Annotated in this window: 28 protein-coding genes; 16 read left to right on the forward strand and 12 right to left on the reverse strand. The window is 39.9% G+C overall.

Annotation, left to right across the window (positions count from 1 at the left end; genetic code table 11):
• Positions 1–480 precede the first annotated feature (480 nt).
• The 4 genes from R8N23_RS18025 to R8N23_RS18040 form a co-directional block, all read right to left on the reverse strand.
• Positions 481–912, reverse strand: coding sequence for a DUF1987 domain-containing protein (locus R8N23_RS18025; protein WP_318172996.1), 432 nt, complete (start codon positions 910–912; stop codon positions 481–483).
• A 451-nt stretch (positions 913–1363) separates the two neighbouring features.
• Positions 1364–1795: a DoxX family protein gene (locus R8N23_RS18030; RefSeq protein ID WP_318172997.1), complete on the reverse strand. Its 432-nt coding sequence runs from the start codon at positions 1793–1795 to the stop codon at positions 1364–1366.
• 24 nt (positions 1796–1819) lie between these two features.
• Entirely contained in the window at positions 1820–2353 is a 534-nt protein-coding gene (locus tag R8N23_RS18035) for an NAD(P)H-dependent oxidoreductase (RefSeq protein ID WP_318172998.1), read from the reverse strand.
• A gap of 49 nt (positions 2354–2402) precedes the next feature.
• Positions 2403–2852, reverse strand: a complete 450-nt coding sequence (locus R8N23_RS18040; RefSeq protein ID WP_318172999.1) for a MarR family winged helix-turn-helix transcriptional regulator — start codon at positions 2850–2852, stop codon at positions 2403–2405.
• Between the two features lie 130 nt (positions 2853–2982).
• On the opposite strand from R8N23_RS18040, the gene R8N23_RS18045 reads away from it, so the two are divergent.
• The 8 genes from R8N23_RS18045 (at position 2983) to R8N23_RS18080 (ending at position 13379) form a co-directional block, all read left to right on the forward strand.
• A complete protein-coding gene (locus R8N23_RS18045; protein ID WP_318173000.1) occupies positions 2983–3732 on the forward strand; it encodes a TerC family protein in 750 nt (249 codons plus the stop codon).
• A 205-nt stretch (positions 3733–3937) separates the two neighbouring features.
• On the forward strand, positions 3938–6349 hold the full coding sequence (locus R8N23_RS18050; protein ID WP_318173001.1) for an ABC transporter permease: 2412 nt from the start codon (positions 3938–3940) through the stop codon (positions 6347–6349).
• 82 nt (positions 6350–6431) lie between these two features.
• The gene (locus R8N23_RS18055) at positions 6432–6770 is read left to right on the forward strand and encodes a PadR family transcriptional regulator (RefSeq protein WP_318173002.1); all 339 of its coding nucleotides are present in this window, start codon (positions 6432–6434) and stop codon (positions 6768–6770) included.
• A gap of 1 nt (position 6771) precedes the next feature.
• Positions 6772–9387: an ABC transporter permease gene (locus R8N23_RS18060; protein ID WP_318173003.1), complete on the forward strand. Its 2616-nt coding sequence runs from the start codon at positions 6772–6774 to the stop codon at positions 9385–9387.
• Between the two features lie 24 nt (positions 9388–9411).
• Positions 9412–10278 (forward strand): LytTR family DNA-binding domain-containing protein, encoded by an 867-nt coding sequence (locus R8N23_RS18065; RefSeq protein WP_318173004.1) that lies wholly within the window; start codon positions 9412–9414, stop codon positions 10276–10278.
• Between the two features lie 28 nt (positions 10279–10306).
• Positions 10307–11512 (forward strand): alpha/beta hydrolase family protein, encoded by a 1206-nt coding sequence (locus R8N23_RS18070; protein ID WP_318173005.1) that lies wholly within the window; start codon positions 10307–10309, stop codon positions 11510–11512.
• A 98-nt stretch (positions 11513–11610) separates the two neighbouring features.
• Complete coding sequence (locus R8N23_RS18075) at positions 11611–12177, forward strand: hypothetical protein (protein WP_318173006.1); 567 nt, start codon at positions 11611–11613, stop codon at positions 12175–12177.
• Positions 12178–12473: 296 nt separating this feature from the next.
• Positions 12474–13379: a hypothetical protein gene (locus R8N23_RS18080; RefSeq protein ID WP_318173007.1), complete on the forward strand. Its 906-nt coding sequence runs from the start codon at positions 12474–12476 to the stop codon at positions 13377–13379.
• Between the two features lie 184 nt (positions 13380–13563).
• Here R8N23_RS18080 and R8N23_RS18085 read toward each other — a convergent pair whose 3' ends face one another.
• Positions 13564–14124 (reverse strand): DUF3109 family protein, encoded by a 561-nt coding sequence (locus tag R8N23_RS18085; RefSeq protein ID WP_318173008.1) that lies wholly within the window; start codon positions 14122–14124, stop codon positions 13564–13566.
• Positions 14125–14229: 105 nt separating this feature from the next.
• On the opposite strand from R8N23_RS18085, the gene R8N23_RS18090 reads away from it, so the two are divergent.
• Positions 14230–15033, forward strand: coding sequence for an N-formylglutamate amidohydrolase (locus tag R8N23_RS18090; protein WP_318173009.1), 804 nt, complete (start codon positions 14230–14232; stop codon positions 15031–15033).
• Positions 15030–16409 carry a formimidoylglutamate deiminase gene (gene hutF, locus R8N23_RS18095; RefSeq protein ID WP_318173010.1) on the forward strand — a complete coding sequence of 460 codons (1380 nt, stop codon included), beginning with the start codon at positions 15030–15032 and terminating at the stop codon, positions 16407–16409. The genes R8N23_RS18090 and hutF overlap by 4 nt, the downstream gene beginning before the upstream one ends.
• Here the strand turns inward: hutF and R8N23_RS18100 are convergent.
• A complete protein-coding gene (locus R8N23_RS18100; protein ID WP_318173011.1) occupies positions 16406–16813 on the reverse strand; it encodes a response regulator in 408 nt (135 codons plus the stop codon). The two genes, hutF and R8N23_RS18100, sit on opposite strands and share 4 nt — an antisense overlap.
• 159 nt (positions 16814–16972) lie before the next feature.
• Between R8N23_RS18100 and R8N23_RS18105 the strand changes: the two genes are divergently transcribed.
• The 4 genes from R8N23_RS18105 to R8N23_RS18120 all read left to right on the forward strand — a co-directional run bounded on the left by R8N23_RS18105 (position 16973) and on the right by R8N23_RS18120 (position 19039).
• Complete coding sequence (locus tag R8N23_RS18105; protein ID WP_318173012.1) at positions 16973–17485, forward strand: DUF2911 domain-containing protein; 513 nt, start codon at positions 16973–16975, stop codon at positions 17483–17485.
• A 133-nt stretch (positions 17486–17618) separates the two neighbouring features.
• Entirely contained in the window at positions 17619–18059 is a 441-nt protein-coding gene (locus R8N23_RS18110) for a DUF6428 family protein (protein ID WP_318173013.1), read from the forward strand.
• A 78-nt stretch (positions 18060–18137) separates the two neighbouring features.
• Positions 18138–18554, forward strand: a complete 417-nt coding sequence (locus R8N23_RS18115; protein WP_318173014.1) for an arsenate reductase ArsC — start codon at positions 18138–18140, stop codon at positions 18552–18554.
• Positions 18551–19039 carry a GNAT family N-acetyltransferase gene (locus tag R8N23_RS18120; protein WP_318173015.1) on the forward strand — a complete coding sequence of 163 codons (489 nt, stop codon included), beginning with the start codon at positions 18551–18553 and terminating at the stop codon, positions 19037–19039. Before R8N23_RS18115 ends, R8N23_RS18120 begins: the two co-directional genes overlap by 4 nt.
• Here the strand turns inward: R8N23_RS18120 and R8N23_RS18125 are convergent.
• The 3 genes from R8N23_RS18125 to R8N23_RS18135 form a co-directional block, all read right to left on the reverse strand.
• On the reverse strand, positions 19036–20292 hold the full coding sequence (locus R8N23_RS18125) for a replication-associated recombination protein A (RefSeq protein WP_318173016.1): 1257 nt from the start codon (positions 20290–20292) through the stop codon (positions 19036–19038). The two genes, R8N23_RS18120 and R8N23_RS18125, sit on opposite strands and share 4 nt — an antisense overlap.
• A gap of 58 nt (positions 20293–20350) precedes the next feature.
• Complete coding sequence (locus R8N23_RS18130; RefSeq protein ID WP_318173017.1) at positions 20351–21079, reverse strand: hypothetical protein; 729 nt, start codon at positions 21077–21079, stop codon at positions 20351–20353.
• Positions 21080–21232: 153 nt separating this feature from the next.
• The gene (locus R8N23_RS18135) at positions 21233–21838 is read right to left on the reverse strand and encodes an SGNH/GDSL hydrolase family protein (RefSeq protein ID WP_318173018.1); all 606 of its coding nucleotides are present in this window, start codon (positions 21836–21838) and stop codon (positions 21233–21235) included.
• 203 nt (positions 21839–22041) lie between these two features.
• Between R8N23_RS18135 and R8N23_RS18140 the strand changes: the two genes are divergently transcribed.
• A complete protein-coding gene (locus R8N23_RS18140) occupies positions 22042–22371 on the forward strand; it encodes an SRPBCC family protein (protein WP_318173019.1) in 330 nt (109 codons plus the stop codon).
• Positions 22372–22409: 38 nt separating this feature from the next.
• Positions 22410–23429 (forward strand): hypothetical protein, encoded by a 1020-nt coding sequence (locus R8N23_RS18145; protein ID WP_318173020.1) that lies wholly within the window; start codon positions 22410–22412, stop codon positions 23427–23429.
• 13 nt (positions 23430–23442) lie between these two features.
• On the opposite strand, the gene R8N23_RS18150 is transcribed toward R8N23_RS18145, so the two are convergent.
• From R8N23_RS18150 to R8N23_RS18160, 3 genes are all read right to left on the reverse strand, one after another.
• Positions 23443–23811, reverse strand: coding sequence for a response regulator (locus R8N23_RS18150; protein ID WP_318173021.1), 369 nt, complete (start codon positions 23809–23811; stop codon positions 23443–23445).
• A gap of 135 nt (positions 23812–23946) precedes the next feature.
• On the reverse strand, positions 23947–25266 hold the full coding sequence (locus R8N23_RS18155; protein WP_318173022.1) for a hypothetical protein: 1320 nt from the start codon (positions 25264–25266) through the stop codon (positions 23947–23949).
• 149 nt (positions 25267–25415) lie between these two features.
• Positions 25416–25784 (reverse strand): MmcQ/YjbR family DNA-binding protein, encoded by a 369-nt coding sequence (locus tag R8N23_RS18160; RefSeq protein ID WP_412071669.1) that lies wholly within the window; start codon positions 25782–25784, stop codon positions 25416–25418.
• Between the last annotated feature and the right edge of the window lies 1 nt (position 25785).

A 25785-nucleotide genomic window follows, 5' to 3' on the forward strand; every position in this document is an offset into this window, starting at 1 on the left:
CTTATTTTTCATTCGAGGAAGCGCAGTTTACCCTTAAAAATGAACTAATAAGACAACCTTCTCTCTCTATTAAATTTAACAAAAAAAATGGAGGAATGGATAGCGCTGGTTGACAGAGGCATGAATCTGTCCTATTCAGGCCTAATGAGGGAAAAGAATGAACAAAAAAAGGTTACGCTTTCGCGTAACCTTAACCACCTTAATAAATTACTTCAGAGCCTTCGCTTAATACCTTTTATTCCCATAGCTGGTAATACAACGAACCCGATCTCCACAGCCTGTTTTCAGGTAATTGATAAAGGCTGCTTTTCTTCTCTTCTACTGCTGGCTCCTTAGTAATTATATTATTACGCTAAGCATCGTGCATGCTAGCACGAACCCGAAGGTCAATATTGTTCCAACTACTACTTGCTTCACTGTTTTTTCTGCTGACTTGAATTTCGGTTTCATAACTTTCTTGTTTTCTGTCCAATTAATATTTTATGCCGCAGTTAGTTGCGGTTCTTCTTCTGTTTCTTCGCCAAGAGAATTGATCACTGGTACTGATACGAAGTTGAATTCATATCCAAAGAATGAGCTAAAATCTTCTCCCGCTTCCAACATATCGTCATCGTCATTCTCATAATACCAGTTTACAATTACTCTTTTTCCTAGCTGGCTAATATTATCCAATTTTCTTAGCAAGTTGAATATGCACTTAGAAGAGCTCGTGTTGAAATATTCAAACGCAAGGTTTACAGTAATATTTCCATTATGATTTTCTACGTACTTGTCCATGTTTAACAACAATGAACCGTAAAAATTCAATGGGTTTTCAGGACTCGACTTCCCTCTTAGATCTAACAATTCCTTTTTTGGATTGAAGTAAACTGATGGTGTTACTCTTGATGATCTGATAAAATACCCTTGCATAGCTCTAAATTTTTAATCCAAATTCAACTTATTCGTTGTGAATAATAAATTTCTATGGTTCAAAGATGAGAAGCTATCTGCTATAATAAAATACAGGATATCCGTAAATAGTTTTTTACGCAAACAGGAAACAAAATCAATGCACTGAAAAGGAAAATAAGCGAATGTGCCAACACTGGCTTTAAACGGACTTTTTCAATTTTAAAAGATCAAAATTTCATAGGCAAATTACCTATCTTGTAAGCAAATCTTTCAAAACGAGTTAAATAGAAGGGTTTTTAGGCCTTTCTTTTTGCTTTATAGTTTACCGGATAGGCTAATAAATCAGTTCATTATTAGAGATAAAATTGAAAAAACCTAAAACCCATAAAGGCAAAAATCCTGACAAGCCAACCGAAGTTGCCTGTCAGGATTAAAACCAACCTCAACTACTTGAACTAAATATTTTAAATCAATCCCAATCTCCTTGGCCTTTGGAGAGGCTGTATTTTCCTGATCCCAAGAATGCTATCGCCAAACCACCGACTAGGTAAATGGCCAGCAATTCGATTGCCCAGGTACCGTGATCACTCACACTAAAAATATCTCCAGTGTGCACCATGAGTAATGCCACCAGCATGGTAAAAGACATCACTAATCCAGCCAATCTAGACTTGAATCCTACAATAAGGAGTAACGGCGCTACAAACTCCCCTATGATCACTCCATAACCTATAAAAGAAGGTATCCCCATATCACCTAGCATACCAGCGATATGATTGGCTCCGCCCATGAGTTTACCCCAGCCATGAAAGATCATTCCAAATGCCAATATGAATCGGATAAGAAATTTGCCCAAATCTTCAGAATTGGGACCGTTAAAAATTTGTGCTGCTTTTTTCATTTATTGTTTAATAAGATTTGATAATTATAATTCTTTTTCAAATTGGCCAACTGCTTCTTGCAGCTTACTCTTTTCATCGGCATTGGAAATGATTCCCTGGTCTATATCAAAATTTTCAGAGAAAGATCCCAAGCTAAACGTTGCTGCAACTTCACCCGCAAAGTATTTCATTTTATTATTTAGATCTTCCAAACTGCCGACAGCTCCTCGTTTGCCATTCGATGTACTTAAAAGCAAAACTGGTTTTCCTCCCAGAAACTTGGCCTCCACTCTCGAAGCCCAGTCAATAGTATTTTTCAGAAATGCAGTCAAACTGCCGTTATGCTCTGGTGTACCTATGATATAAGCATCAGCTTCTGCTAGTTTAGCGACCAGATTCTTAATCGACTGCGGAACACCCACCTTCTCTATATCCGCACTATATATAGGTGCATCATATTCCCTAAGATCCAGATACTCTACTTCGTTATCTTCTATCAATGATCCGGCATACTGAACCAACTGTTTATTGATAGAGGTTGAACTATTACTTCCTGCAAATGCTATGATCTTTTTCATTTTATTCGTTTTTACGTTTGTTGTAATTACATGTTTTGGAGCAAAAAAATTATCCTCGCATTTTGTCGAGAAGGTTGCTCAATTGCTCTGACTCTTCGACAGTTAAAGCATTATTTGTTCGACTCAATTTTTCCATCTCAGGATCAAGCTGCGCTAGAAAGTCAATTCCTTTTTCGCTGATTTTCAAGTTTATCATTCTCCTATTGTCCGGATTGACATCTCTCTCCACTAGCCCCATAGCGACCAGTTTATCCAATAACCTGGTCAGGTCTCCACGCTTATTAATCAAAACCTCCTTTATCTCACTGGGACATATGGTGAGTGGATGCCTACCTCTCAATATCCTAAGAAGGTTATAATGCTGTTCGTTTATCTTGTAAGGTTTCAAGACCACGTCCGTTCTGTCTCTCAACCAGTTACCGGTAAACACCACGTTGATTATGGCCTTTTCTCTTGAATTCTTAAATGATGACTGCTTTATTTCTTCTTCGAATCTCATATTGCGACTATTAACGGAGTTACATTATTTGTTGTTACAAATATTAAATACTTTTTGATTATTTTTCTTTCAATTAGAAATTATTTGGATGAGATGATTATTATTGAATTCTATTCAACCACTTATCACTATGGAATCCCTTCTGACTCCCGAATCGCTCATTGCACTATTGACTCTTACCTTTCTTGAGATTGTACTTGGTGTAGACAATATCATTTTCATTTCAATAGTTTCAAACAAACTCCCTAAAGAGCAGCAGGCAAAGGCAAGGAACATAGGATTAATGTGTGCGCTGGTTTTCAGAATTGGGCTTTTATTCGGCATCACCTGGATTATCAGTTTTTCTGAACCACTATTTTCCTTATTTGATCATGCTTTTAGTGGTAGGGATTTGATTCTTGCAGGGGGTGGATTGTTTTTAATAGGAAAAAGTACCTTGGAGATTGGCCATAAAATGGAGGTCATGGAAGATCATGAGGTAGTTTCCAAAACTACTGCTACGTTGGCTGGAACAATCGCTCAGATCATTATGCTCGATATTATCTTTTCGTTTGACTCTATCTTGACTGCAGTAGGATTGACCAGCCAACTCACCATTATGATCATAGCCGTGATTATTGCGATGTTTATCATGATGGCTTTTGCAGGACGAATTAGTGCATTTATATCGAAACATCCTTCCTTGGAAGTGCTTGCCCTATCCTTCCTGATACTCATTGGATTTATGCTTACTGTGGAAGCCATGGGCCACCATGTACCTAAAGGCTATATCTATTTCGCCGTTTTCTTTTCTCTGATCGTTGAGGTACTAAACATTAGAATTCGAAAGGGGAGACAGAAGATTAAGTTGAACAAAAGAGTGAAGGCTGAAGTGAACTAAAACAGCTCCTTGTTGCGAAATTGATCAATGATGTCCGTATTTGTACATTCATCAATCTTCATTAATTTCGCAACACACTGATTTTTAAGCATTTAAACAAGTGGCACAGATTTAGTCAATCTCCTTTCGACTTATACTTGAAATTATGCTAAAACACTGCTTTGCCCAATTCTTTAGAAATCTAAAGCGCAACAAATTATTCTCATTGATCAATATACTTGGTTTATCTGCAGGTATATGCACTTCAATGCTCATCTATCTTTATGTGGATTATCAAACCAGTTTTGATGATTTCCATGAAAATCGAGAAAATATCTATCGAGTCAATCAAACCTTTATATGGAGTGATCAGGTAGATGAACAGTTTGGTTCAACCGGACCAGGGGTCGTATTCTCAGTGGCAGAGGATCTTCCGGAAGTGACCAGAGGCACCAGATTGCTTAAGCTCAATGCCAATTTAGTTACCTATGAAAATAAACTAGGGCAAAAAATCTCTCATATGGAATCTGGCGTTCTGGCTGCCGATTCCAACTTCCTGGACATTTTTTCTTTTGAATTGTTACATGGAAATCCAAAAGGCCTACTTTCTAACCCATCCAATATTATCATTACTGAGTCTATTAGTAAAAAATACTTTGGCGATCATGATCCTCTGGGACAAGTACTTCAATTTGAATATGCTGGCAAGAACTATTCACACCGAGTAGCTGGTGTCCTAAAGGATGTTCCTTCAAATTCCTCTATAGTCTTCGATATGTTGACTCCAATGAATAGCATTCCACATGTAAAAAGACAAAACTGGTCTTGGCTGTGGACCGGATTCGTGACTTTTGTGGAGCTGAATCCAAATGCTAATATTTCGGAGGTACGAGAAAAACTCAAGGATATACCAAGAAGACATGCAGAACAAACGCTACAAAGTTTGATGAACATGTCTTACCAGGATTATCTAGATGAAGGCAAAAAGTGGGATATTTTTCTTCAGCCATTGTCGGACATTCATTTGAATACCAATGTATTGAATCGGATATCGACTCCTGTTAATATGAATTCAATATATGCCTATGGCTTAGCGGCAGGATTTATCATACTCTTATCCTGTATCAATTTTACCAATCTCACCACTACACAACATATCAAAAGAGCCAAATTTGCTGGTATCAAAAAGCTCTTAGGTTCATCAAGATGGCAACTCAGTTTAGGTTATATGACTGAGTCGTTCATCTATTGTTTAGGGTCGGCTTTAGTTGGCATGGTCTTGCTTTGGTACTCCATACCCTATTTCAGTCAGTTGACTGAATCTGAGTTGACTTTTGGACATCTGATGAATATCAAAGTTGTTGGATTACTATTTGGCCTCATTGCGTTCATGAGCATTATTGCCGGTGGGTATCCTGCGTTGTTCCTAAGTGCATTCAAACCAATAGATGCCATGAAAGGAAAGGTGAAAACTGGCAAAGGAAGTGCTCCACTCAGAAATGGCCTGGTCATTGTTCAATTTACAGTTTCAGTCATTTTGATTTCCTCCACGCTAATTGCCTTTGATCAGTTGAGCTATTCCTATACTAAAGATGTTGGCTTCACCAAGGATAATTTAGGAGCGTTAAAAAATCTCGAGTGGATGGATGAAACCAAACGTGAAAGCTTTATCAATGAACTGACTCAGATTCCTGGAATCAATTCAGCTTCCATTTGCACCTCTGTACCACCCGACCATTGGTCTGGTGATCAATTCGAACCAATTGATGCGACCATACAAACTACTCCAATTGATTATACCTTGATCGATGATCAGTACCTTGGAACATTAGGTATTAAACTTCTTTACGGAAGAAATTTCTCCGATGATTTCAGTGATGACAAAAACAATGTGATCATTAGTGAGGAGGCAGTTCGCGATATTGGCTGGGACCTTGACGAGTCGGTTCTTGGAAAGAAGCTTTCTTATGATCATGGCAACCAAGTATTCAAAGTGATTGGGGTTATTTCTGATTTTAACTACAGAGGGCTTAGAGGAACCGTAGATGCTTTCGCTCTGTTCACTCATGATTCTGGTATGCATGATAGTGGTAGGTTCAATGGAGTCTTTTCTATAGATGCTGCCTCTAGTACGCAGCTCACACAAATATTAAATACTATCGAGTTGAAATGGCAGGAGTTCGTCAGTGACCGACCCTTTGAATATTTATTTGTCGATGAAGCATTTGCTGCCAACTTTCAGGCTGAGCAAAACTTTCTGGAGGTGCTTTCCATTTTCTCTTCACTGGCCATTCTTATTGCCAGTTTAGGGCTATTAGGTATTATTATTTATGCGATCGAACAACGAACCAAAGAAATAGGTATCCGGAAGATTGTTGGAGCAAACGTTTGGCAAATAGCAGTACTACTATCTAAGCAACATGCAAAATTAATCTTAGCGTCTATTGTACTCAGTGTACCTCTCACTTGGTTTATGATGCAGCAATGGTTGGAAGATTTCGAATACAGAATAGATATTTCACCCTTCGTGTTCCTTGTATCTGGATTAGCCATTCTAATTTTAACCCTTGCCATATCAGGTTTTCACTCCGTAAAAGCTGGGTTCTCAAATCCTGTAGACGCAATTAAAGACGAATAGAAAATCAATTAGATTCAATACTACAATTAGGAATTTACTCATGCATTGCTTAATCTTGCAATACTACAATTAGGAAATAACTATGGGTAAATTTCAATTAGGCGAATTTGAAGAAATCGTCATGCTAACTGTAGGCGTACTCTATGGAGAAGCCTATGGTGTATCGATAAAAAAAGAAATAGAATCCAGACTGCAAAGAAACGTAAGTGTGGGGGCCTTACAGTCTGCCTTGAACAGACTAGAGACTAAAGGTTATCTTCAATCTGAAGAAGGTGGATCGACAAGTGAACGTGGAGGGAGGCCAAAACGGTTTTTCAAAATTACAGCTCAAGGTAAAAGAGCCATTGAAGACACTAAAGAAATGAGGAATCAACTGTACAATGCGATTCCCAACATTGCGCTGGACGTAAAATTCGCTTAAAATGAAATCCTCTCCGTTCAGGTTTTCGCAGCGCTTGCTCCGTTGGTTTTGCGACCCAAAACTACACCCCTCTATAGAAGGTGACCTACTCGAGTTATTCGAAGAGCAAACGACATCGAAAGGAGTAAAAAGAGCTAAGTGGCAATTCCTTTGGGAAGTAATCAAACTATTCAGACCTGGCATTATCAAATCATTTACAGGAAATCAAAGACTAAATCAAATGGGCATGATCAAAAATTATATAAAGATAGGATGGCGAAACGTCATGAATCAAAAGCAATTTTCAGGAATCAATATTATTGGGCTGACCATCGGTATTTCTGCCTGCCTATTGATTCTTTGCTATGTATATAATGAAGTGTCTTACGATAAGTACCATTCGAAACTCGACAGAATGTATCGAGTTCTCCATGCCTATGGCGAATCAGAATCTCCCACAGCAGAAGAATACCAGGTATGGGGGTCTGCTCCCGCAGGACCCACCATCACTAACAAATTTCCAGAAGTAGAGAATTTTTGCCGCTTCACGAGTCCCTCCATTTTTCTATTGGAAAATGACACTAAGAAATTCCAAGAAGACAATATTATGTTTGCGGACTCTTCGACTTTTGAAATGTTTAGCTGGCGCATATTAGCTGGCGACCCTCAAACCATGCTGACCGCCCCTAACAGCATTGTACTAACCGAATCTATGGCCATTAAATATTTTGGAACTGAGAATGCCTTAGGGAAAACACTTGTTGCGGATCATACCGAGCAATTGAAAGTAACAGGAGTGATGGAGGACGTTCCTTCCCAATCGCAATTTTCGTTTGATGCACTCATCTCCATGACTTCATTTTACAATATGCGTCCGAAAATTTTTATCAGCTGGGGTTACGTCGATTTTTACACCTATTTGCTACTCGATGAACATGCTTCTCTGGAAAACTTACGAGAGAAAACTAAGGTGATCTATGACGAAATGGATGAGTCTGATAGGCATTCTCTTGATTACGAACCTATGAAAGGAGCTTATCTCAACTCCGTAGCTGCCAGACAACCCGGTCCTGTTGGAAGTTTGACGAATGTCTACATGTTAAGCTGCATTGGAGTTTTTATTCTACTGATTGCATGTGTGAATTTCATCAACCTAGCCACCGCACGATCTGTTGAACGGGCTAAGGAGGTTGGTGTAAGAAAAACCCTGGGTGCCTTAAAAATCGACCTGACCTTCCAATTTCTTGCCGAGTCTATTCTAATTGCCCTATTTTCATCCATACTAGCCATTGGTGTAGTGTCACTTGTGATACCCTATTTTCACTACTTAGTGGGCAAACCTGTAGCATTTGAAGGTTTGCTTACCACTAAATATTTTCTTTTATATGCTGGATTAAGCATATTCATCGGCCTTTTGGCAGGCTTGTACCCTGCCTGGGTACTATCAAAATTCAAACCTACACAAGTACTAAAAGGAAAGTTTAAGTCCAGTCGCAATGGATCACAGCTCAGACGCGGCTTGGTCGTATTCCAATTTTGCCTTGCAATAATGCTCGTAATTGCTACAACAGTGGTTTACAATCAGCTACAGTATATGCAGAATAAAGACAAAGGATTTACCCAGGACCAAATGATTGTAGTCGATTTTGGTTGGGATAATGCCGTGCAAAGTAGAATTCGCTTACTCAAGGACAAATATTCTGCCCACCCCGATGTCATTTCCATTTCAGCCTCACGAGCAGTGCCTGGGGATTTTTTTCCTAATGCTGGAACAGGCATTGAAAACCCTTTTGGAGAAATTCAATATCATGCGCCCGGGATTTACGAAATAGATGAAGACTTCGTACCTAATTTTGAAATTGAGATGGCCGCCGGCAGATCATTTTCCAAAGAGTTTGTTAATGACTCAATAGAAGCTCTGATGATCAACGAGGCTTCCTTATCCCTATATGGTTATAGTAGTGCCGAAGAAATAATAGGTAAGAAATTTTCACAGTGGGGTAGAAAAGGCAAAATCATAGGAGTCGTAAAGGATTTCAATTACAAGTCGCTTCATGCCAAAATCGAACCGCTTACATTGAGATTCGGACAAAACAGAGAACTCAGAAGGGTTGCCATCAAGGTTAGATCGATGCGAATGCAAGAAACTATAGCTGAGCTCGAAAGCATTTGGAATAACCTGATTCCAGAAAGACCGTTCAATTTTGTCTTTCTGGATCAATCTTTCAACCAGCATTATCAATCAGATATCCGCTTCGGCCGACTTTTTAGTGCCTTTGCGTTGATTGCCATAATCATTGCCTGTCTGGGTCTTTTTGGCCTTACCGTTTATGCTACCGAGCAACGAGCGAAAGAAATTGGAATAAGAAAAGTGCTTGGCGCTACGATCCCAAGCATCATGAAATTGATAAGTCAGGAATTTCTGGTATTGGTTTTAATTGCGGCAGTTATTGCCATTCCTATTTCGTGGTTTGGTATGAGCAATTGGCTTATGAGCTTCGCTCATAGAATGACGCTCTCTCTAGGTTCATTCATTCTTCCAACTTTATGCATAGCTGTCATTGCCATTTCTACCATCGGGTGGCAGATAGTTGCCACTGCCCGTCGAAATCCTGTAGATGTTATTAAGGATGAATAAAAATTAATCCATTAAATTGATCATATGAAAGGGCAAAGCCAATTGATCAATTTCATACAATTTATGCACCTGAAGTATCAGGGGTTTGTGTTGTATGCTTTTGCCATGGTACTTTTCCTGGTGCTTTTTGAGTCTGCGCAGCAGTACTACTTCATACTTCAATTTGATCTAGCTCCAACAGATGAATTTTCTGTCTTCGACCTAGCCATAGCACATGCTTACCGATGGATGATTTGGCTTTCAATCACGTTGATCTATTGCGGAGCCATTATTTATACTGGGAAGTCCAATAAAGTTTTTAATTTGACTAAAGCCTGGCCTGCTGTTTCGCACTTGATCATACTCATCGTAATCAATGTGCTTGCTATTTCATTAATTCAATTAGTACTGAATAACAGAGCACTAACTCTTGAAAACATCTGGGACAATTGTGTATTTTTCTTCTATCAGAAAACACCTATTTACACCTTAGCACATGTCGCCATCCTGGGATTATTTCATTTGGTGAATGTCAATCAAAATTTGGCGATTGAAATATTGGATCTCAAAAACAAAATAAAGAAAGAGGATACGCAAGCCTTATCAATCAAAATTGGAAATAAGAATAAAATCATTCCCCTTTCAGACATTCTTTGGATAGAAGCCTATGACTACTGTGTGAAAATTCACACCGTTAGTCAACACACCTATGCCATGCGCAATTCGCTCAAGGCTTTGGAGAAAAAGCTCCAGGACCAACAGTTTCTTAGGGTTCATCGCAAGGCAATTGTTAATATGAAGAAGGTTTCTGAAGTGAGTTTCAACTCTTCTTCATTTCTCACACTCGAGAATCACACTAAAATTGATGTTTCACAAAGCAGAGTGCGAGATGTTAAAACCTTCTATGGTTAACCCTTACAAGATAGAACTATATAGCAATATGAAATTCAAACCATCACTTCTTTTCTCTTTCGTATTGCAACAAGCAACTTTCTTAATTGTTGTTTTCTTTTTGTACTCGTGCGGCTCAGACAACGAGCCAGATCCAGTTGAAAATAAAACCCTAATCTCCGCCACTGAGGTGGCCAGTTACCCTGTGCAATTATTGCAATTCGGTGCCAATCAACAAGGGTTTGCTGCTATCAGCGAGCAACTTCAGTACGATATCACGATATATAAAATTGAATACCTCACTACCTATTTGGGTGCTAACATTACAGCTTCCGGATTAATCGGAGTACCTAACACAGACGAAGAAGTTCCAACTTTGAGCTTTCAACATGGAACAATCGCTGCACATGCAGACGCACCAACAGAAAGTGATGAAGGCATTTTTTATGCTTCCTTCGCTTCACTGGGTTACATTTCTTTGATTCCTGATTTTATCGGGTTTGGTAGTTCATCAGATTTCCTGCATCCATACTATCATGCAGAATCAACAGCAGAATGCATTATAGATATGATTAGAGCGTCTGAGGAGTTTATCATTGAAAAAAACCTTGACAGCAACGGCAAGCTGTTTCTGGCTGGTTATTCTGAAGGCGGATATGCCACGATGGTTACCCATCAAAGAATCGAAGAAAAGTATGAGGACGAATTTAATTTGATTGCCTCGGCTCCAGCTTCTGGAGGGTACGATCTAATAGGAATGAAAAATTACTTTGTAGGCCTGAAGTTCTACAATCAGCCTTTTTATTTGGCCTATTTATCTCTTTCTTACTCCAAAGTATATGAATGGCCAACCTTACTATCCAATCTATTCAACGAGCTGTATGCTTCTTCCATTCCAAGCCTTTTCGACGGAAGTAAAAGTGGAAGTCAGATCAATGCAGCCCTGACCACTGATATTGAACAATTTCTTACCGAAGACTTTAGAACAAACTCAAATGATTCAAAATACGACTTACTAAATAAAGAACTTGCTTCCAACAGCCCGATAGCCTGGCAACCAACACACCCTGTCTATATGTATCATGGCTCCGCTGATATTACCGTCCCCTATCAAAATTCAGTGGACACCTATGATCTTCTAATCGATGCTGGTGCTGATAAAATTACATTCACCACTATGGATGGTGCGACACATAGCAGCGGGGTAGCTCCTTTTGTCGTCGACTTTCTCTCTGTCTTCTCAGAACTCAAGTAGATTCTAAGGTATGCTTACTGCAATTCTATTAGAGCTCCCTGCACAAGTCTAGGGGTATTCATAGGTTCTGTAGATATTGATCTAAAAAACAAATTATTATGAAAACTCAAATGACTTTTGTGCTCTTCGCACTTATTTCCTTTTCATGCTTTGGTCAATATGAATATGCACCAAGCAAGAAATACCCTTTTGGAAGACCCAATCCAGAAGCTCCAGAACAGATCACGGATTATGAACCCATGATAGGTACATGCAATTGCAAATCGTATAGAAAAGGTTCAGATGGCGAATGGGCCGAACCTGTTGATATGACTTGGACCTTTCAATACATTTTGAATGGAATGGGAGTTCAAGACTATACACTCAAGGAAGATGGAGCCCATTCTGGAAGCATTCGTCAATACGATGCGGACAGCGCCAGATGGAATGTACATTACTACAGCTCTCCTGCCCCAGGTGTAGCGCCTCTTTCACATTGGACTGGCAATCTTGAAGGCGATAAAATTATACTTTACCGTCCTCAACAATCACCTCAAGGATATGACGGGTATTCACGGCTTACCTTCTATGATTTTAGTGACAAAGGGTATAAATGGAAAGGTGAATGGATAGATGAAGGGAACACCATTGTTTTTCCTTTCTGGAAAATCGAATGCAAGCGATAATTAAAAAAATAAGCTGAAAGAGTGATTGATCCCTAGGGTCAATTACTCCTCAGCCCATCATTCTACAGGTGAAATAAGCAGGTTGAACCAAGATCCTGTGCTTTTCAGATGGGCATTGCACATTTTGGTTCGCTTCATCATAATTAATTTTCCCAATCTGAATATCTCCGAAAATAGCTAAATGAATGATTGATTGCAAATAACGCTTAAAGGTCTGATTGATTCTGACAATTGCCGTTGGTAAAAGAGTCTCTTTTTTTGTATATTGTTTACTGTGTAAAGTCTACATACAAGATATGCAGCTCTCTTTCATTGAAATCAAAAACCCAATAGCTAAACAGCTAGGATACACCCTTCTTTTTGGTGTCCTTTCCGCTCTTTTTGGATCTGTGCGAATGTTGTTGCCAGGTATTGAAGGAGCAGGGAGCGATTTTCGGGAAATTCCACTGCTGGTGAGTCTCTTCTATCTTCAACACCCCATTTACATCGTTCTAATTTCGCTCATTACATCTCTGGTTACTCCTCCAAATGCCATGATTAATACTTTTGTCATGCATCTGGTTGCCTTGCTTATAGGATTCTACGCATACAAAAAAATTAAGACCTACCACTTCAATCATTTTGTACTTGGTACCGTTTGGGTGGTTTTTACCATTGTATATTATTATCTATTCCTGATACCAATGTTCGTTGTGGTCAATGAATTACTCGGCAGGAATCAGGAAATTGGTATAATTAACAGTTATAAATCAATTACCTCAACCATGCTATTTGAACTCACCAGTACCGCTCTGGTTAGTAGCATTTTCTTAATTCAGCTTGAAATGAGGCGATCTTTGGAGGACCATAAAAAGAATCTGGTCATCATGGTGAATAAAAAAACCAAAGCACTGGCCGATGCCAATGACGAGTTGAAAAGCATGAATGAGAATCTTGATAGTCTGGTAAAAGAACGAACTCAAAAGGTACAAGATCAGTATGAGCAAATGTTGAAATATGCTTACTTAAACTCTCATGAAGTCAGAGCTCCATTGAGTAGAATGCAAGGATTGATGTCCATCATTATTCAAGAACAGGATATCCAAAGTAAAATGGAGTTGATAGAAAAACTCAAACTTTCCTCAGAAGAACTTGATGCCATCATCATCGAAATGAGCCAGATACTCGAATCCGAGTTGATTAAAGGCAAAAAGGTCAAGTAACGAGGAATTCCTCCAATTTCTATATTATTACTAAATGAATAAGCAAAAATTTGGGGAGTATTTTCAACATCAATTCAGATTCATAGTTAATGTTTTTTGCATTGATCAGAGGGGACTTGCTTAACAGAGAGTGAACAATCATTTTAGCCAGTAATGAATTAAAAACGAAAATAGCTTCAGCACTCTAACCTTCAATTTCTTTGACCAATTGGTCATACCACTTCTCACCATATTTTCGGATCAGCGGTTCTTTTAGAAATTTGTAAATAGGCACTTTCAATTCATCTCCTAGTTTGCACGCCGGATCACAGATATCCCATTGGTCGTAATTCAACGCGTCGTAATGATCATATTTGGTAATTCTGATTGGATACAAATGACAAGAAATTGGTTTCTTCCATTTGGTTTTGCCATCCAGATAAGCTTGCTCGATCGCGCACTTTAGGATATTCTTTTCATCATATATAGCAAAAGCACACTCTTTCCCTCCAATGGTGGTGGTAGAAAAGTCCCCTTCCTCGTCCAGAATATAACTGCCCTCCTTTTCCAAAACAGCCAGCCCTTCCTTAGACATATAAGGCTTTACCTCCTCGAGCACCTTCTCTAGTTTTGGCAATTCGTCTTCTTCCAATGGAGCACCCAAATCACCCTCCACACAGCAAGCGCCATGACATTTATTCAAATCGCACACGAAGTGCCTTTCTTTAATATCATCTGAGAGTACAGCGTTATCTAATATGATCATAGCATTCTTATTGTGCCACAAAGTTATAAGATCAAAAAGTATTAAGCGATAAGTAAACTGGAATTGAGAGCTATAATAACCGCCTCAAAAAAATTAAATTCGCATATGGCTTTTGAAATCATTGACCCCAATAAAAATCAAGTACCCATTTTGGTAAGTGTACCCCATTGCGGTACTGAGATACCCGATGCGCTTCGCCATCAATACGACCCAGAAATGATTGCTTCCATAGACGATACGGACTGGTTTGTAGATCAGCTCTATGACTTTGTAGGTGATCTCGGAATTAAAATGATCAAAGCCAAATACAGTCGCTGGGTGATTGATTTGAATAGAAATGCTGAGAGTAAACCACTTTACAACGATGGCAGAGTAATTACAGCCCTATGCCCTACTACAAATTTTAACGATAAAAATATCTATCTAAACGAAGGGCCGACTCAAGAAGAAATCAATCAACGAATCAGCAGTTATTACTATCCGTACTATGATCAGATTCGTTTAGAACTCACCAAACTTCAAAAACAATTCAAACATGTATTGTTTTTTGACGCGCACTCGATCAGACAACAGGTACCTGGTATCAGAGCGGAAAAATTTCCAGACCTTATTTTGGGAGATGTTGACCAAGCGTCCGCCAACAAAAATATAATCGAAACAGCCACCCAGGTGTTGTCCAGCACTAACTACTCATTTCAACACAACCATCCATTTAAAGGAGGTAACCTGACTCGCACTTTTGGGCAACCCGAAAAAAACATCCATGCCCTGCAATTAGAAATGGCCAAAACGGTCTACATGGACAATAGTGAAACGAAATATGATGAAGCTCGCGCCAATTTGGTTCGAAAAGATTTAAACCAACTATTTGAGTCTCTCCTAGCCACATTAAACCAAATGAATCAATGAAAAAGGTTCTGAAATTCGAAGGCCTATTAACCAACGATGGTTGGCTGTGTCCAGCTTATGTCGAGATAGACACTCACGGAAACATAGTTAGCGTATCAGAAAGCAAACCAAGTGAAGGCTCTATAGAATCAGTCAATGGATACGCCATTTCTGGGTTTCAGAATGCTCACTCCCACTCTTTTCAGTATGCCATGTCGGGTTTGGCGGAAATTCACCCAGACCCTACTTCTCAAGATGACTTTTGGAGTTGGAGAGAAACCATGTACAACATTGCCTTGTCGATGGACCCTGACCAGTTTGAGCATATCGCCACCATACTATATGCCGAAATGCTATCACATGGCTATACCCATGTGGCTGAATTTCACTATGTTCATCATGACAAAAATGGAAAACCCTACAGCAATTTGGCTGAAATGGGTGAACGATTGGTCAGTGCGGCTAAAACCGCAGGCATTGGGATTACCCTTGTACCCATCTTCTATCAAAAAGGAGGATTTGGTAAAGATCCGGTAGAAAAACAAAGACGTTTTATCTCCGACTCTACGCAAGACTATCTTGATCTTTTGGCTTCCTCTGAAAAAGCTACTCAGTCATACGCTAAAGCGAATGTAGGACTAGGTATCCATTCACTACGTGCAGTCGACGAAAATTCTATCAAGGCCGCCTTCGCCGAAGCTAAGGACCTACCCGTGCACATTCACATTGCAGAACAGCTCAAGGAAGTATCTGATTGTCTGGACTATTATAATCAAAGACCCGTTGAATGGCTGTTGAACACCTTTGAGGTAAATGAAAATTTTCATTTGGTACACGCCACTCATTTAAACGATTCAGAAGTTTCAGGAATTGCTCGATCTGGAGCTCATGTAGTACTTTGTCCAAGTACGGAAGGCAATTTGGGGGATGGCATTTTTCCATTGCAAAACTTTCAACAGCAAGGTGGAAAATGGTCTATTGGCACGGATAGTCATATCGGCCTCAACCCTTTGGAAGAACTGCGGATACTAGACTACGGACAAAGGTTGACGACACATCGCAGAAATCAGTTTATTTCGAAGACCAACGGAGATACGGGTTTATTCGGAGTTGACATGGCATTGAAATCGGGTAGGAAAGCCATGAGCAATACTTGCGACAAGTATTTTGAAGTAGGTCAACCTCTGGATGCGGTTGTGATAGATGCAGACGCTCCGCTTATCGCCACAAGTCGTCCTGAACATATTTTGTCCACGTTAGTTTACAGCGGCGATCGCTCACATTTCAAAGGAACTCTTGTCAATGGAGAATGGAAAGTCCAGGAAGGTCGACATATTCAGCACGAGAAGATCGTTTCCAACTTCAAAAAATCTCTCGAGGAACTAAAAATTCGCTAATTCAAGTAGGTATCTATTTCCTTAAGGATATCTGAAGTCAACGGCTTGGTAAAGAGTTTCTGTACCTCTCTGTATTGATCTGCCAATTCAGCATCTTGGTAGTATTGCGATGAGGTGAGCACAAAGAGTTTGATTTTTTCGCTTTCCACAGCAGTCATCATCTTTCGATACTCACGAATAAAGTCCCAGCCACTAATGGTCGGCATGTTGATATCCAGCAGAATGACATCCGGTAAATTTTCTGGATTGTTTTTCACCAAATCCTCCAAATGAGTCAGCCCCTTAGTCGAGCTTGTCAAAGATTCTACCAGCATTTCAGGGTTATAATCTTTGATCACTTTCGTACAAATCAGATTGTTGATCTCGTCATCATCAATTATTAGAACCTTAATTTGTTTCGTCATTCTACTTATTAGAGGTGGTGGATAATCAGACCGTCAATTTAATTTAAAATTCTGAGAATTTGGAAATTAATCAAGCAATGGACCGATTCTGATTAAAAAAATAATACGAACTTAAGTCTTCTTAAATCCGTTTTCAAACCAAACAAAAATCTTGAACTTATGAAAAAGAATTTAACAATTGCTACAAGTTTTATAGTTGCCTGTCTTCTGAGCAGCATGAATTTGTATGCCCAGCAAAAAGCCAGCCCACCCAAAGTATCTAAAGCGACTGTAAATGGCAATGAAATCACGATCAACTATAGCAGCCCATCCAAAAAAGGTCGGGAGATTTATGGTGGTCTAGTGCCTTTTGACAAAGTGTGGAGAACAGGAGCCAACGAAGCCACCACCATCGAACTTTCAAAAGATGCAAAAATTGGAGGCGTAGATGTGAAAGCTGGTAAATATGCCTTATTCACCATTCCTGGGAAATCTGAATGGACTATCATTATCAATTCCAACGCCAAACAATGGGGCGCATACGACTACGATAAATCGAAAGACATTGGGCGATTCAAAGCCTCTACTACAGATCTAGATGATGTCGTTGAAGGGTTTGCCATTAATTTGTCCGATGATGGAACTGTTTCTATCACTTGGGATCAAACGCAAGTGGATTTCATGATTAAATAACAAATTTAACTTTCTCAAAAAGGGCTGTGATTTGATTATCAGAGCCCTTTTTTATTTTATTTTCAATCAAACGCAACTTTAATCGTAATTTTACGATAATAGAATTAATTTTAATCGTAATTTTACAATCAATATGAAAACATCAGAATTTTTAAACATCCTTGAAGAAAATCCCGAGTTAGGATTAGAGTTCGAAATCGAAAGCGGCCAATTCATTAAGCCTACCTTTCATATTACAGAAGTGAAAAATGTGACCATTGAATCTGTCGATTGTGGTGGAAACCCTGACAGCTACAAACAAACTATCGTCCAACTGATGGTAAACCCACTCGAAGAAATGAGAAGGCCCTGGACTGCAAAAAAGGCATTAGACATTTTCAGCAAGGTAGAAAAGCTCAAGCCCATCAACGGAGATACAGAAATATTCTTCGAATATGGAGATCAGGAAATTAGAACATCGAATTTTAGTGTAGAGGATGTTCTTTTTGCCAATGGAAATATCAGATTAGAATTGTTTGCCAAACCAACTGTTTGCAAACCAAGTTTGACTCCAGGAGCAAAACAATGCTGCTAATTGTCTAAAATTGTGGTTCAAACGATTGAGCCACAATTCTCATTTGACAACAACCCTATCATTCAATCAAATAATCAAATGAAAAACCTTATCATTCTTTGTACCGGAAATAGCTGTAGAAGTCAAATCGCAGATGGCTATTTCAAACATTTTGCAGGAGACAATCTCAAAGTATACAGTGCTGGTATAGAAACCCATGGCGTAAACCCACGGGCCATAAAAGTAATGGCAGAAGATGGCATCGATATCTCTAACAATACGTCCAATAATATCACTGAGTATTTGGAAGTGGACTTCGATTATATCATCACGGTATGCGATCATGCGCAGGAAAACTGTCCCTATATACCTGGAACTGGCGAACGTGTGCATTACAACTTTCCAGATCCTGCCAAAGCCACTGGAACAGAAGATGAAATTCTAGATAGTTTCAGATCTACTCAGCAATTGATCAAAGATTTTGCACAAAGATTTGTGACGGACCGAGGACTATGATCATCGCGCCCATGCTGCCGAATGACTGGCCTGAAGTCGAAAAAATCTATCAAGATGGCATCGACACTCTTCAGGCCACGTTTGAAACCCAAACGCCAAATTGGGAAGCATGGGATGCCGGACATTTGGCCTCAACCAGACTGGTAGCCAAAAGCACTACCGGCTCAATTCTAGGTTGGGCAGCTCTGTCGCCAGTATCAAAAAGACAAGTATATCGAGGTGTAGCCGAGGTCAGTATATATATAGACGTGAACCAAATGGGTAAAGGCATTGGTAAGAAACTACTCGCCGAACTGATCCAGCTAGCTGAAGCTTCTGGAATTTGGATGCTTCAAGCAGTTACCTTTCCAGAAAACACAGCAAGCGTTAGGCTGCATGAAAAGCTAGGTTTCAGACTTGTCGGCCGAAGAGAAAAAATCGCTCAGCAGCACGGCGTTTGGCGAGATACGGTTTTGCTGGAGAGGCGGTCCAACAACCTTCCTTAATACCCGTACTTACTCTTCCACTGCGCTTTGAGTTTTTTGCGCATTTCTTCTTCTCGGGGGTTTCGACCTGGCTCGAACAAAGTTCGTCCTTTCAGCTCCTCCGGCATAAATTCAAAATCAACAAAATTACCTGCATGATCATGGGCATATTTGTAGCCTTCGCCATAGCCGATCTCTTTCATCAATTTTGTCGGTGCATTGCGAATTCCTAATGGAATGGACAAATCGCCAGTTTCTCTGACCAACTGTTGGGCTTTGTTGATCGCCATATAGGACGCATTGCTCTTGGCTGAGCAAGCCAGATACGTCACACACTGACTGAGTATGATTCTAGACTCTGGGTAACCGATCACATTCACGGCCTGAAAGGCATTGTTAGCGATCACCAAAGCGGTAGGATTGGCATTGCCAATATCTTCTGACGCCAATATCAATAATCGTCTGGCAATAAACTTCACATCTTCTCCCCCTTCGATCATTCGTGCCAGATAATAGACCGCAGCATTAGGATCACTCCCTCGAATCGACTTGATAAAAGCCGAAATGATGTCGTAGTGCATCTCTCCGCTTTTGTCATATATAGCGGCTTTCTTTTGAGCGATTTCAGTCACGACCTCATTGGTCACCACTGCTTTCTTTCCTAAAGAATCAACTACCAATTCTAGTAAGTTGAGCAGCTTTCTACCATCACCACCTGACAATCTCATCAAGGCCTGATCCTCTTTGATCTGTACTTTTTTGTCTTTGAAAACATTCGGGTGGTTGATGGCCTTTTCAATGAGTTCCGTCAAATTCTCTTTGGCCAATGCATTGAGAGTATACACCTGACATCTGGACAACAAAGCCGCATTAACTTCAAAGCTTGGATTCTCAGTGGTAGCACCGATCAAAGATACCTGACCTTTCTCTACGGCTCCAAGGAGTGCATCCTGTTGTCCTTTATTGAATCGGTGAATCTCATCTATAAATAGAATGGCCTTCGATCCTAGTCTCGACTTTTGAATTACTTCTCGTATATCCTTTACTCCTGCACTGATCGCACTCAAGGTAAAAAACGGCATCTTGGCTGAATTAGCAATAATATTCGCTATAGTAGTTTTGCCCACACCTGGAGGTCCCCAAAGGATCATGGAAGGCACAGCCCCAGAGTTTATAGCACGTTTTAGGATGTTCTTTAAATGATCTTGACCCACCAGTTCGTCCAGCGTCTGGGGTCTCAATTTTTCCGCTAAGGGCATCGGATTGTCTAGCATAAGTTACGCTACGAAAAAAAGTAATAAAAGAATGGAAAATTAATGAAAATCAGACGGATTACTGTCCACCCTCTTCGGACTCCTCAGGTGTTTCTTCTTGCACTTCTTGTGCCTCCTCTGGAGCCGGTTCTTCTACAACGGCTTCCTCCTCTACACTTTCTGGTTCAGCCTGATTCTTGTCTTTCTTTTTAAACAAACCGCCCAGGCCTTTCTTTTTCATCTGAGTAGTGTCAGACTCCTGCAAGGCTTCTTCTGCCAATTTCTCCTCTGATGGTGGTGGGCGATTGTCTATGAATAACTCTCCGTAATATTTGTTGTAGTACACCTGCTCTTGATTGTGTGCAGCGGTTTCTTCGTATCGATACTTATATCTAGGCCCTTTCGGTATGGTGTCCTTTTCAACTTGTGCCAAAAGTGGAGCAGTAGACACAGAATCTGTTCCGAGTGTATCAGTATCAACGAAATCCTCCGCTAAGAATTCTCCCTGATCGATGATCAACTCTGAAGTATCCTCAGGAACTGGGGCCAAAACATTCTTCTTTGGAGCCGTCATCAGCTCATAATTCTTTCGAAATAAGCTCGTTTGCTTGTTTACGCCATATTTAGTTCTTCGAGAAGCGGAGGCGAATTTTGGGGTACTGTCATTGGCAAAATAGGAATATTTAGCCATACGCATAGAATCATCCAGAATATAGGTACTCTGAAAGGCAGGGCATACCACATTGTCTTTACAAGCGTAAAAAACAAGGCACAACACAAACAATATAGGAAAACTAGTTCTCCTCACAAATTTTATTCAATTAGGGATTAGGTGGATACAATCACTAACCCTCAAAAATGGATAATATTTCCTGATTTATATAATTAATCTCTTCAAATCTTAAAAGGCAACTCCCCTCCCAAGTCAAATATCAATATATAATCTTGGAATAATACTAACCTAGTCGGCCAGCATCGTTTTCACTATAGGGTATGCTGCATCTACCCATTCTTTGTACATTTTACCTGAAGGATGGAGCCCGTCTTCTGCCACTAAAGCTGGCTCTTTAGCCGCTCTTCTACTACCCGGTGTAATGTCCACAAAGGCTACTTGATATTGCTCGCAAATACGCTTGGCGATGGCATTATATTCATTCAGCTCTTTGGCAATTTTGGCTGGATCTTTAGAGGCCGCAAACGGTGTAACTCCATAGTCAGGAATAGACAGTACGAAGGCTCTTTCAGATTTTCCCTTTGCAAAGACAATGGCTTGCTGGAGTAAAGATTCAAATTCCTTTTTATACTGATCGATCGGATAGCCTCTGTACTGATTGTTTACACCGATCAATAACGAAACCAAGTCATAATCTGAGGAAGGCTTTTCTTTATCGATAGCGGCTTGCAATTCATCCGTAGTCCAACCTGTGGTCGCAATGATTTTTGGTAATTCGACTTTGAAACCCTCTCCTACCAATCTTCCTTGCAAGATATGTGGCCACCTTTCGTCTGGTGCTACTGCTTCTCCTATGGTATAAGAGTCACCAAGCGCTAAATATTTGTATGTCATTTTAGGGCTGTTGTTTAGTCTAAAATTATAGAGGTTACTCGAAGTAACCGCTGCAATAAATGCTAAATTTAATCAAACAATTCCTATTGATGATGAAGATTGAAACCACTGTCGTGATAGACAAACCATTGGATACGGTTGTCAAATATTTTGCAGATCCTGCTTACCTTTAAGGGTATCAAGAAGGATTTGTAAGTAAAGAATTGGTAAGTGGAGTAACCGGCGAAAATGGGGCTATCTCCAACATGCTTTATGAGCATAATGGGCAAAAGATGGAGTTGATCGAGACGATCACAGCGAACAATCTTCCTGACATTTTTGAAGCTCACTATCACCATGAGCATATGGACAATACCATGAAGTGCACATTTACTCCGCTCGGCGATAATCAAACACAGTACACGAGTTTCATTGAATATACGCGCATCAATTGGGTGATGCCTCGGCTTATGGCCATACTTTTACCTGGCGTCTACAAAAAGCCTGTCAAGCGGTGGTTAGAAAATTTTAAGAAGTTTGTGGAAGGGCAGTGATTCCCCATACTTGGAATCCATAAATATTAACAACTGCTTTGAAACAGCTCTTTTGGACTCTACTGTCTAAAGACCTAAATTTAGGTGTGATTATCTCTAAATCAATGGCTTCTAACCAATTCAGAATTTTAGGGCATGTTTGCACCATAATGTCGGTATTGACGGGAACGGTATATAGTATTCATCAATGGCTACAACTAGGTTCAATCAAGGACCCTTTTTTCGTTGGAATGATAATGGCTAATACTCTGATAATTGGCCAATTTCTAAATTATACAATCAAGTTTTTTGATGTTGAAATTGAAAATGGAAATTTAAAAGATCATAAAACTCTTTTGAAAAATTCAAGAAAGGATATTTTCCATTTGTTCCCATCAATTCTGACGGGAATTGGAATAGCCTTAATATTTTTTTTCTGCACATATCTATGGGCTGATATTTGGATGGAGCATAGCGCAATCAAATTTTCACATTGCACTTTTTTGTTCGCATCTAATTTAATGACAGGTATCGCGATATACTGCTATGTAATCTATTTGAAACTTAGTTTTAAACTTAGTGCTAACGTCACTATCGGGTTGTATGATCGCTCCTGCCCTCTAGCCTTGTTTTTAATTCGCTTAAATAAGTTCTTAACGCTAGCAGCATCTCTTACTTGTACTATAGCTCTTCTAAGTCTTACCAACAGCGTATACCAAGTTAACTCCGTCCTTTACTCCTTTATAGGCTGGATTGCTCTAGTTGTAATAAGCGTCTTTGTTATCCCATTAACAGGAATTTCGCGGAAGGTCAGAGAAATTAAAACAAAGAATTTGCAGAGATTGAGTAAAATGATAGAAGAGAAATATGAGGAATTGCTACTAAAAATAAGTAGGAATGAAAAATTTGACGATGTAGGAGATGCGCTCAAGGAATTAAGTAAAACCTATAAGGATGTTCACCGAATAAAGGTTTTCCCGCCAATAGCAAGTGCTAAATCTTATCAAACAGCAATATTCGCATTATTTGTCACTTTAATTCCTGCCATATTAGATGCATTACTGAAAATACTCAATTAGAATTGTGAAATTCTTAAACAACTCTACTCACCACCTCTTCAATAGCGGCCTCCACTTCAGAAGCGTTGAGCGGCTTTTGGAAAACCTTTTCTATCAAGTTGTCAGCAACCCCTTGATTAACCTTATCGTCTTCGCTCATAGAGGTCAGAATGAAGCAAGCTAGGTTATTGTATTTTTTATGTGCTTCAGTCAAGAAATCCACACCATCCATACCAGGCATCCTCATGTCTGTAATCACTACCGTCAGGTCATCCTCAAGTGCTGCTAATTTCTCCAGGGCATCCGGCCCGGATTCGGCCATTAATGTGGTGTATTTCGAGCCAAATATTTTATCGAATATGATTCTAGGAATAGATTCATCATCTACGTAAAGTACTGTCATCTTCATATCATTCTACTGGTTTGAGTCTAAGTTAATCAATAATTTTTTACGAATTACCGAACTTTAAAAATACTGAAACTCCAGAATGAGCCAAGGCCATTCTGAAGTTTTAGCACCACCACCTCAATGTTTTCTTTACGAATCTCCCAGTTTCTGAAGTCTAGCGATGTCTTGGTCTATCGACAATATCAACAAGCAAGTCGCTGTGCAAAATACCGGACTGGTGATACAATGGTGCCCACTCCAGCTTCCATCCGCATTTTGAATGCGGACAATGCGTCCGGCGGTATTATCAAACCATTGCGTCCATTCATCGCCTCCAGCGATCACCATAGATTCCCCAGTTTGCAAGAAGCTCAAAAACTCCTCCCCACCATTATTCCCAAATCCATTCAATACCTCATCCTCTTGCGCCTTGTCTTTGGCTGAATTGTAAACATTGAAACTCGTAGTCAGTCTTGAAGACTCTTCTTCGCTCAGCCCAATCTGCTCCAATAGCTCTTCCGACAACTCCGCATCCTCATCGATTTCTCCTTTACGCTTAGCCTCTTCGATCATGTCTTTGGCTTTCTTGGCTTCTTTAGCACTGGCTCGCAAAGAGCCTGATACAGCATAGAGCATGATACCCGCTCCTTTTTCCGTATTGACTTTACCAGAACCAGCGTCATAGTTTCCTTTTTGAAATTCTCTGGATCTTTCGAGTGCCATCTCGTCGATTTTAATATCATTGGCCTGAGCAGCCTCTACAGCCTGATTGGCATAAGAGGATTGCAACACACCGGCCCAACCGTCTCCTTTCAGACTTCCATCTTCGTTTTGATTCGTTTGTATTCGAGACACACAATTTGCCAATGCAGCTCTTACTCGATCTTCGGTTTTAGCAGGCAGATCTTCTAACTCCAATAAGTTATTAAAGAACTGAGCAGCCAACACTGCATCAATGTTCTCTCCTAGTTTTACCTGAATCTGCGTACCGGTCAATTCAGTAATCTTCAATCTATCTTTAGGTGTATGCTCTACTGCATTTAGTAGATATTCCGTGGCTTTCGCCAATGCAACAGCGTATTCTCCTTTCTGCAGTGTACTGTTTGTTCTTAGCATAGCCATACCTACCATAGCGGTAGTTGCCGGATCCGTGCTGACTGCATGAGCATCCCGAACGTGCTGATAGCTGTGGCTCCCGGCACCCCACCCACCATTTCTCTGTTGGGCTGAGGCCAAATAGTTCAATCCAGTATTGACGGAATGTTTGACTTTCGCCACGTCTTTGAAATGGCTATGCCCCTCGGAAGACTCCTCTCCAAATATGGTCTTGAATGTACACCCTTTGGCACCACATACTTTGATGTGATTGTGATCCATCGGGTTTTTATTAGAGGATCTAAATCCTGGAGTAAGAGACAAGAGCAGGCACCCAGCCAATCCTAAGGTCAATGTTTTTATCTTGGTTTTCATAAGTGTGAGTATTTGATTTTATCGATATTGATAAAGCCAAATACGACACTTCCATAAATTTATAAAAGCCGGATTTAGGGAGAGGTGGGTATCTGAAAGTGAAGTAGTGCAGTGAGTTAGGGAAGAAAAAGTGCCTCAACAAAAAATAGCTACTCTTGAGCGTTACGTATCTCCTCCAGCTCTATCTTCAACTTCTTAGGCAAGCTATCCACGATAAGTTCGTAAGAATGATCAATCAATTCGTAGATGAGCTGATCTGACAAAGTACCATCTACATAAACTGAATTCCAGTGTTGCTTATTCATGTGATAACCCGGACGAATGGCCTCATACTGATCACGAAGTTCTTGTGCTCGCTCAGGATCACATTTGAGATTGATAAATTCGAAGGTAACCAGTGAAGTGAGCGCAAACATTTTGTCCATCACTTTGAAAACCAAAGTATCCGGACCAAAAGGGCAACTTTCCGTTACGCCAGGTTTGGATAGACAGTATTCTCTGTAGGATTCTACATTGATC

The organism is Reichenbachiella sp. (genome assembly GCF_033344935.1).
Classification (GTDB): Bacteria; Bacteroidota; Bacteroidia; order Cytophagales; family Cyclobacteriaceae; genus Reichenbachiella.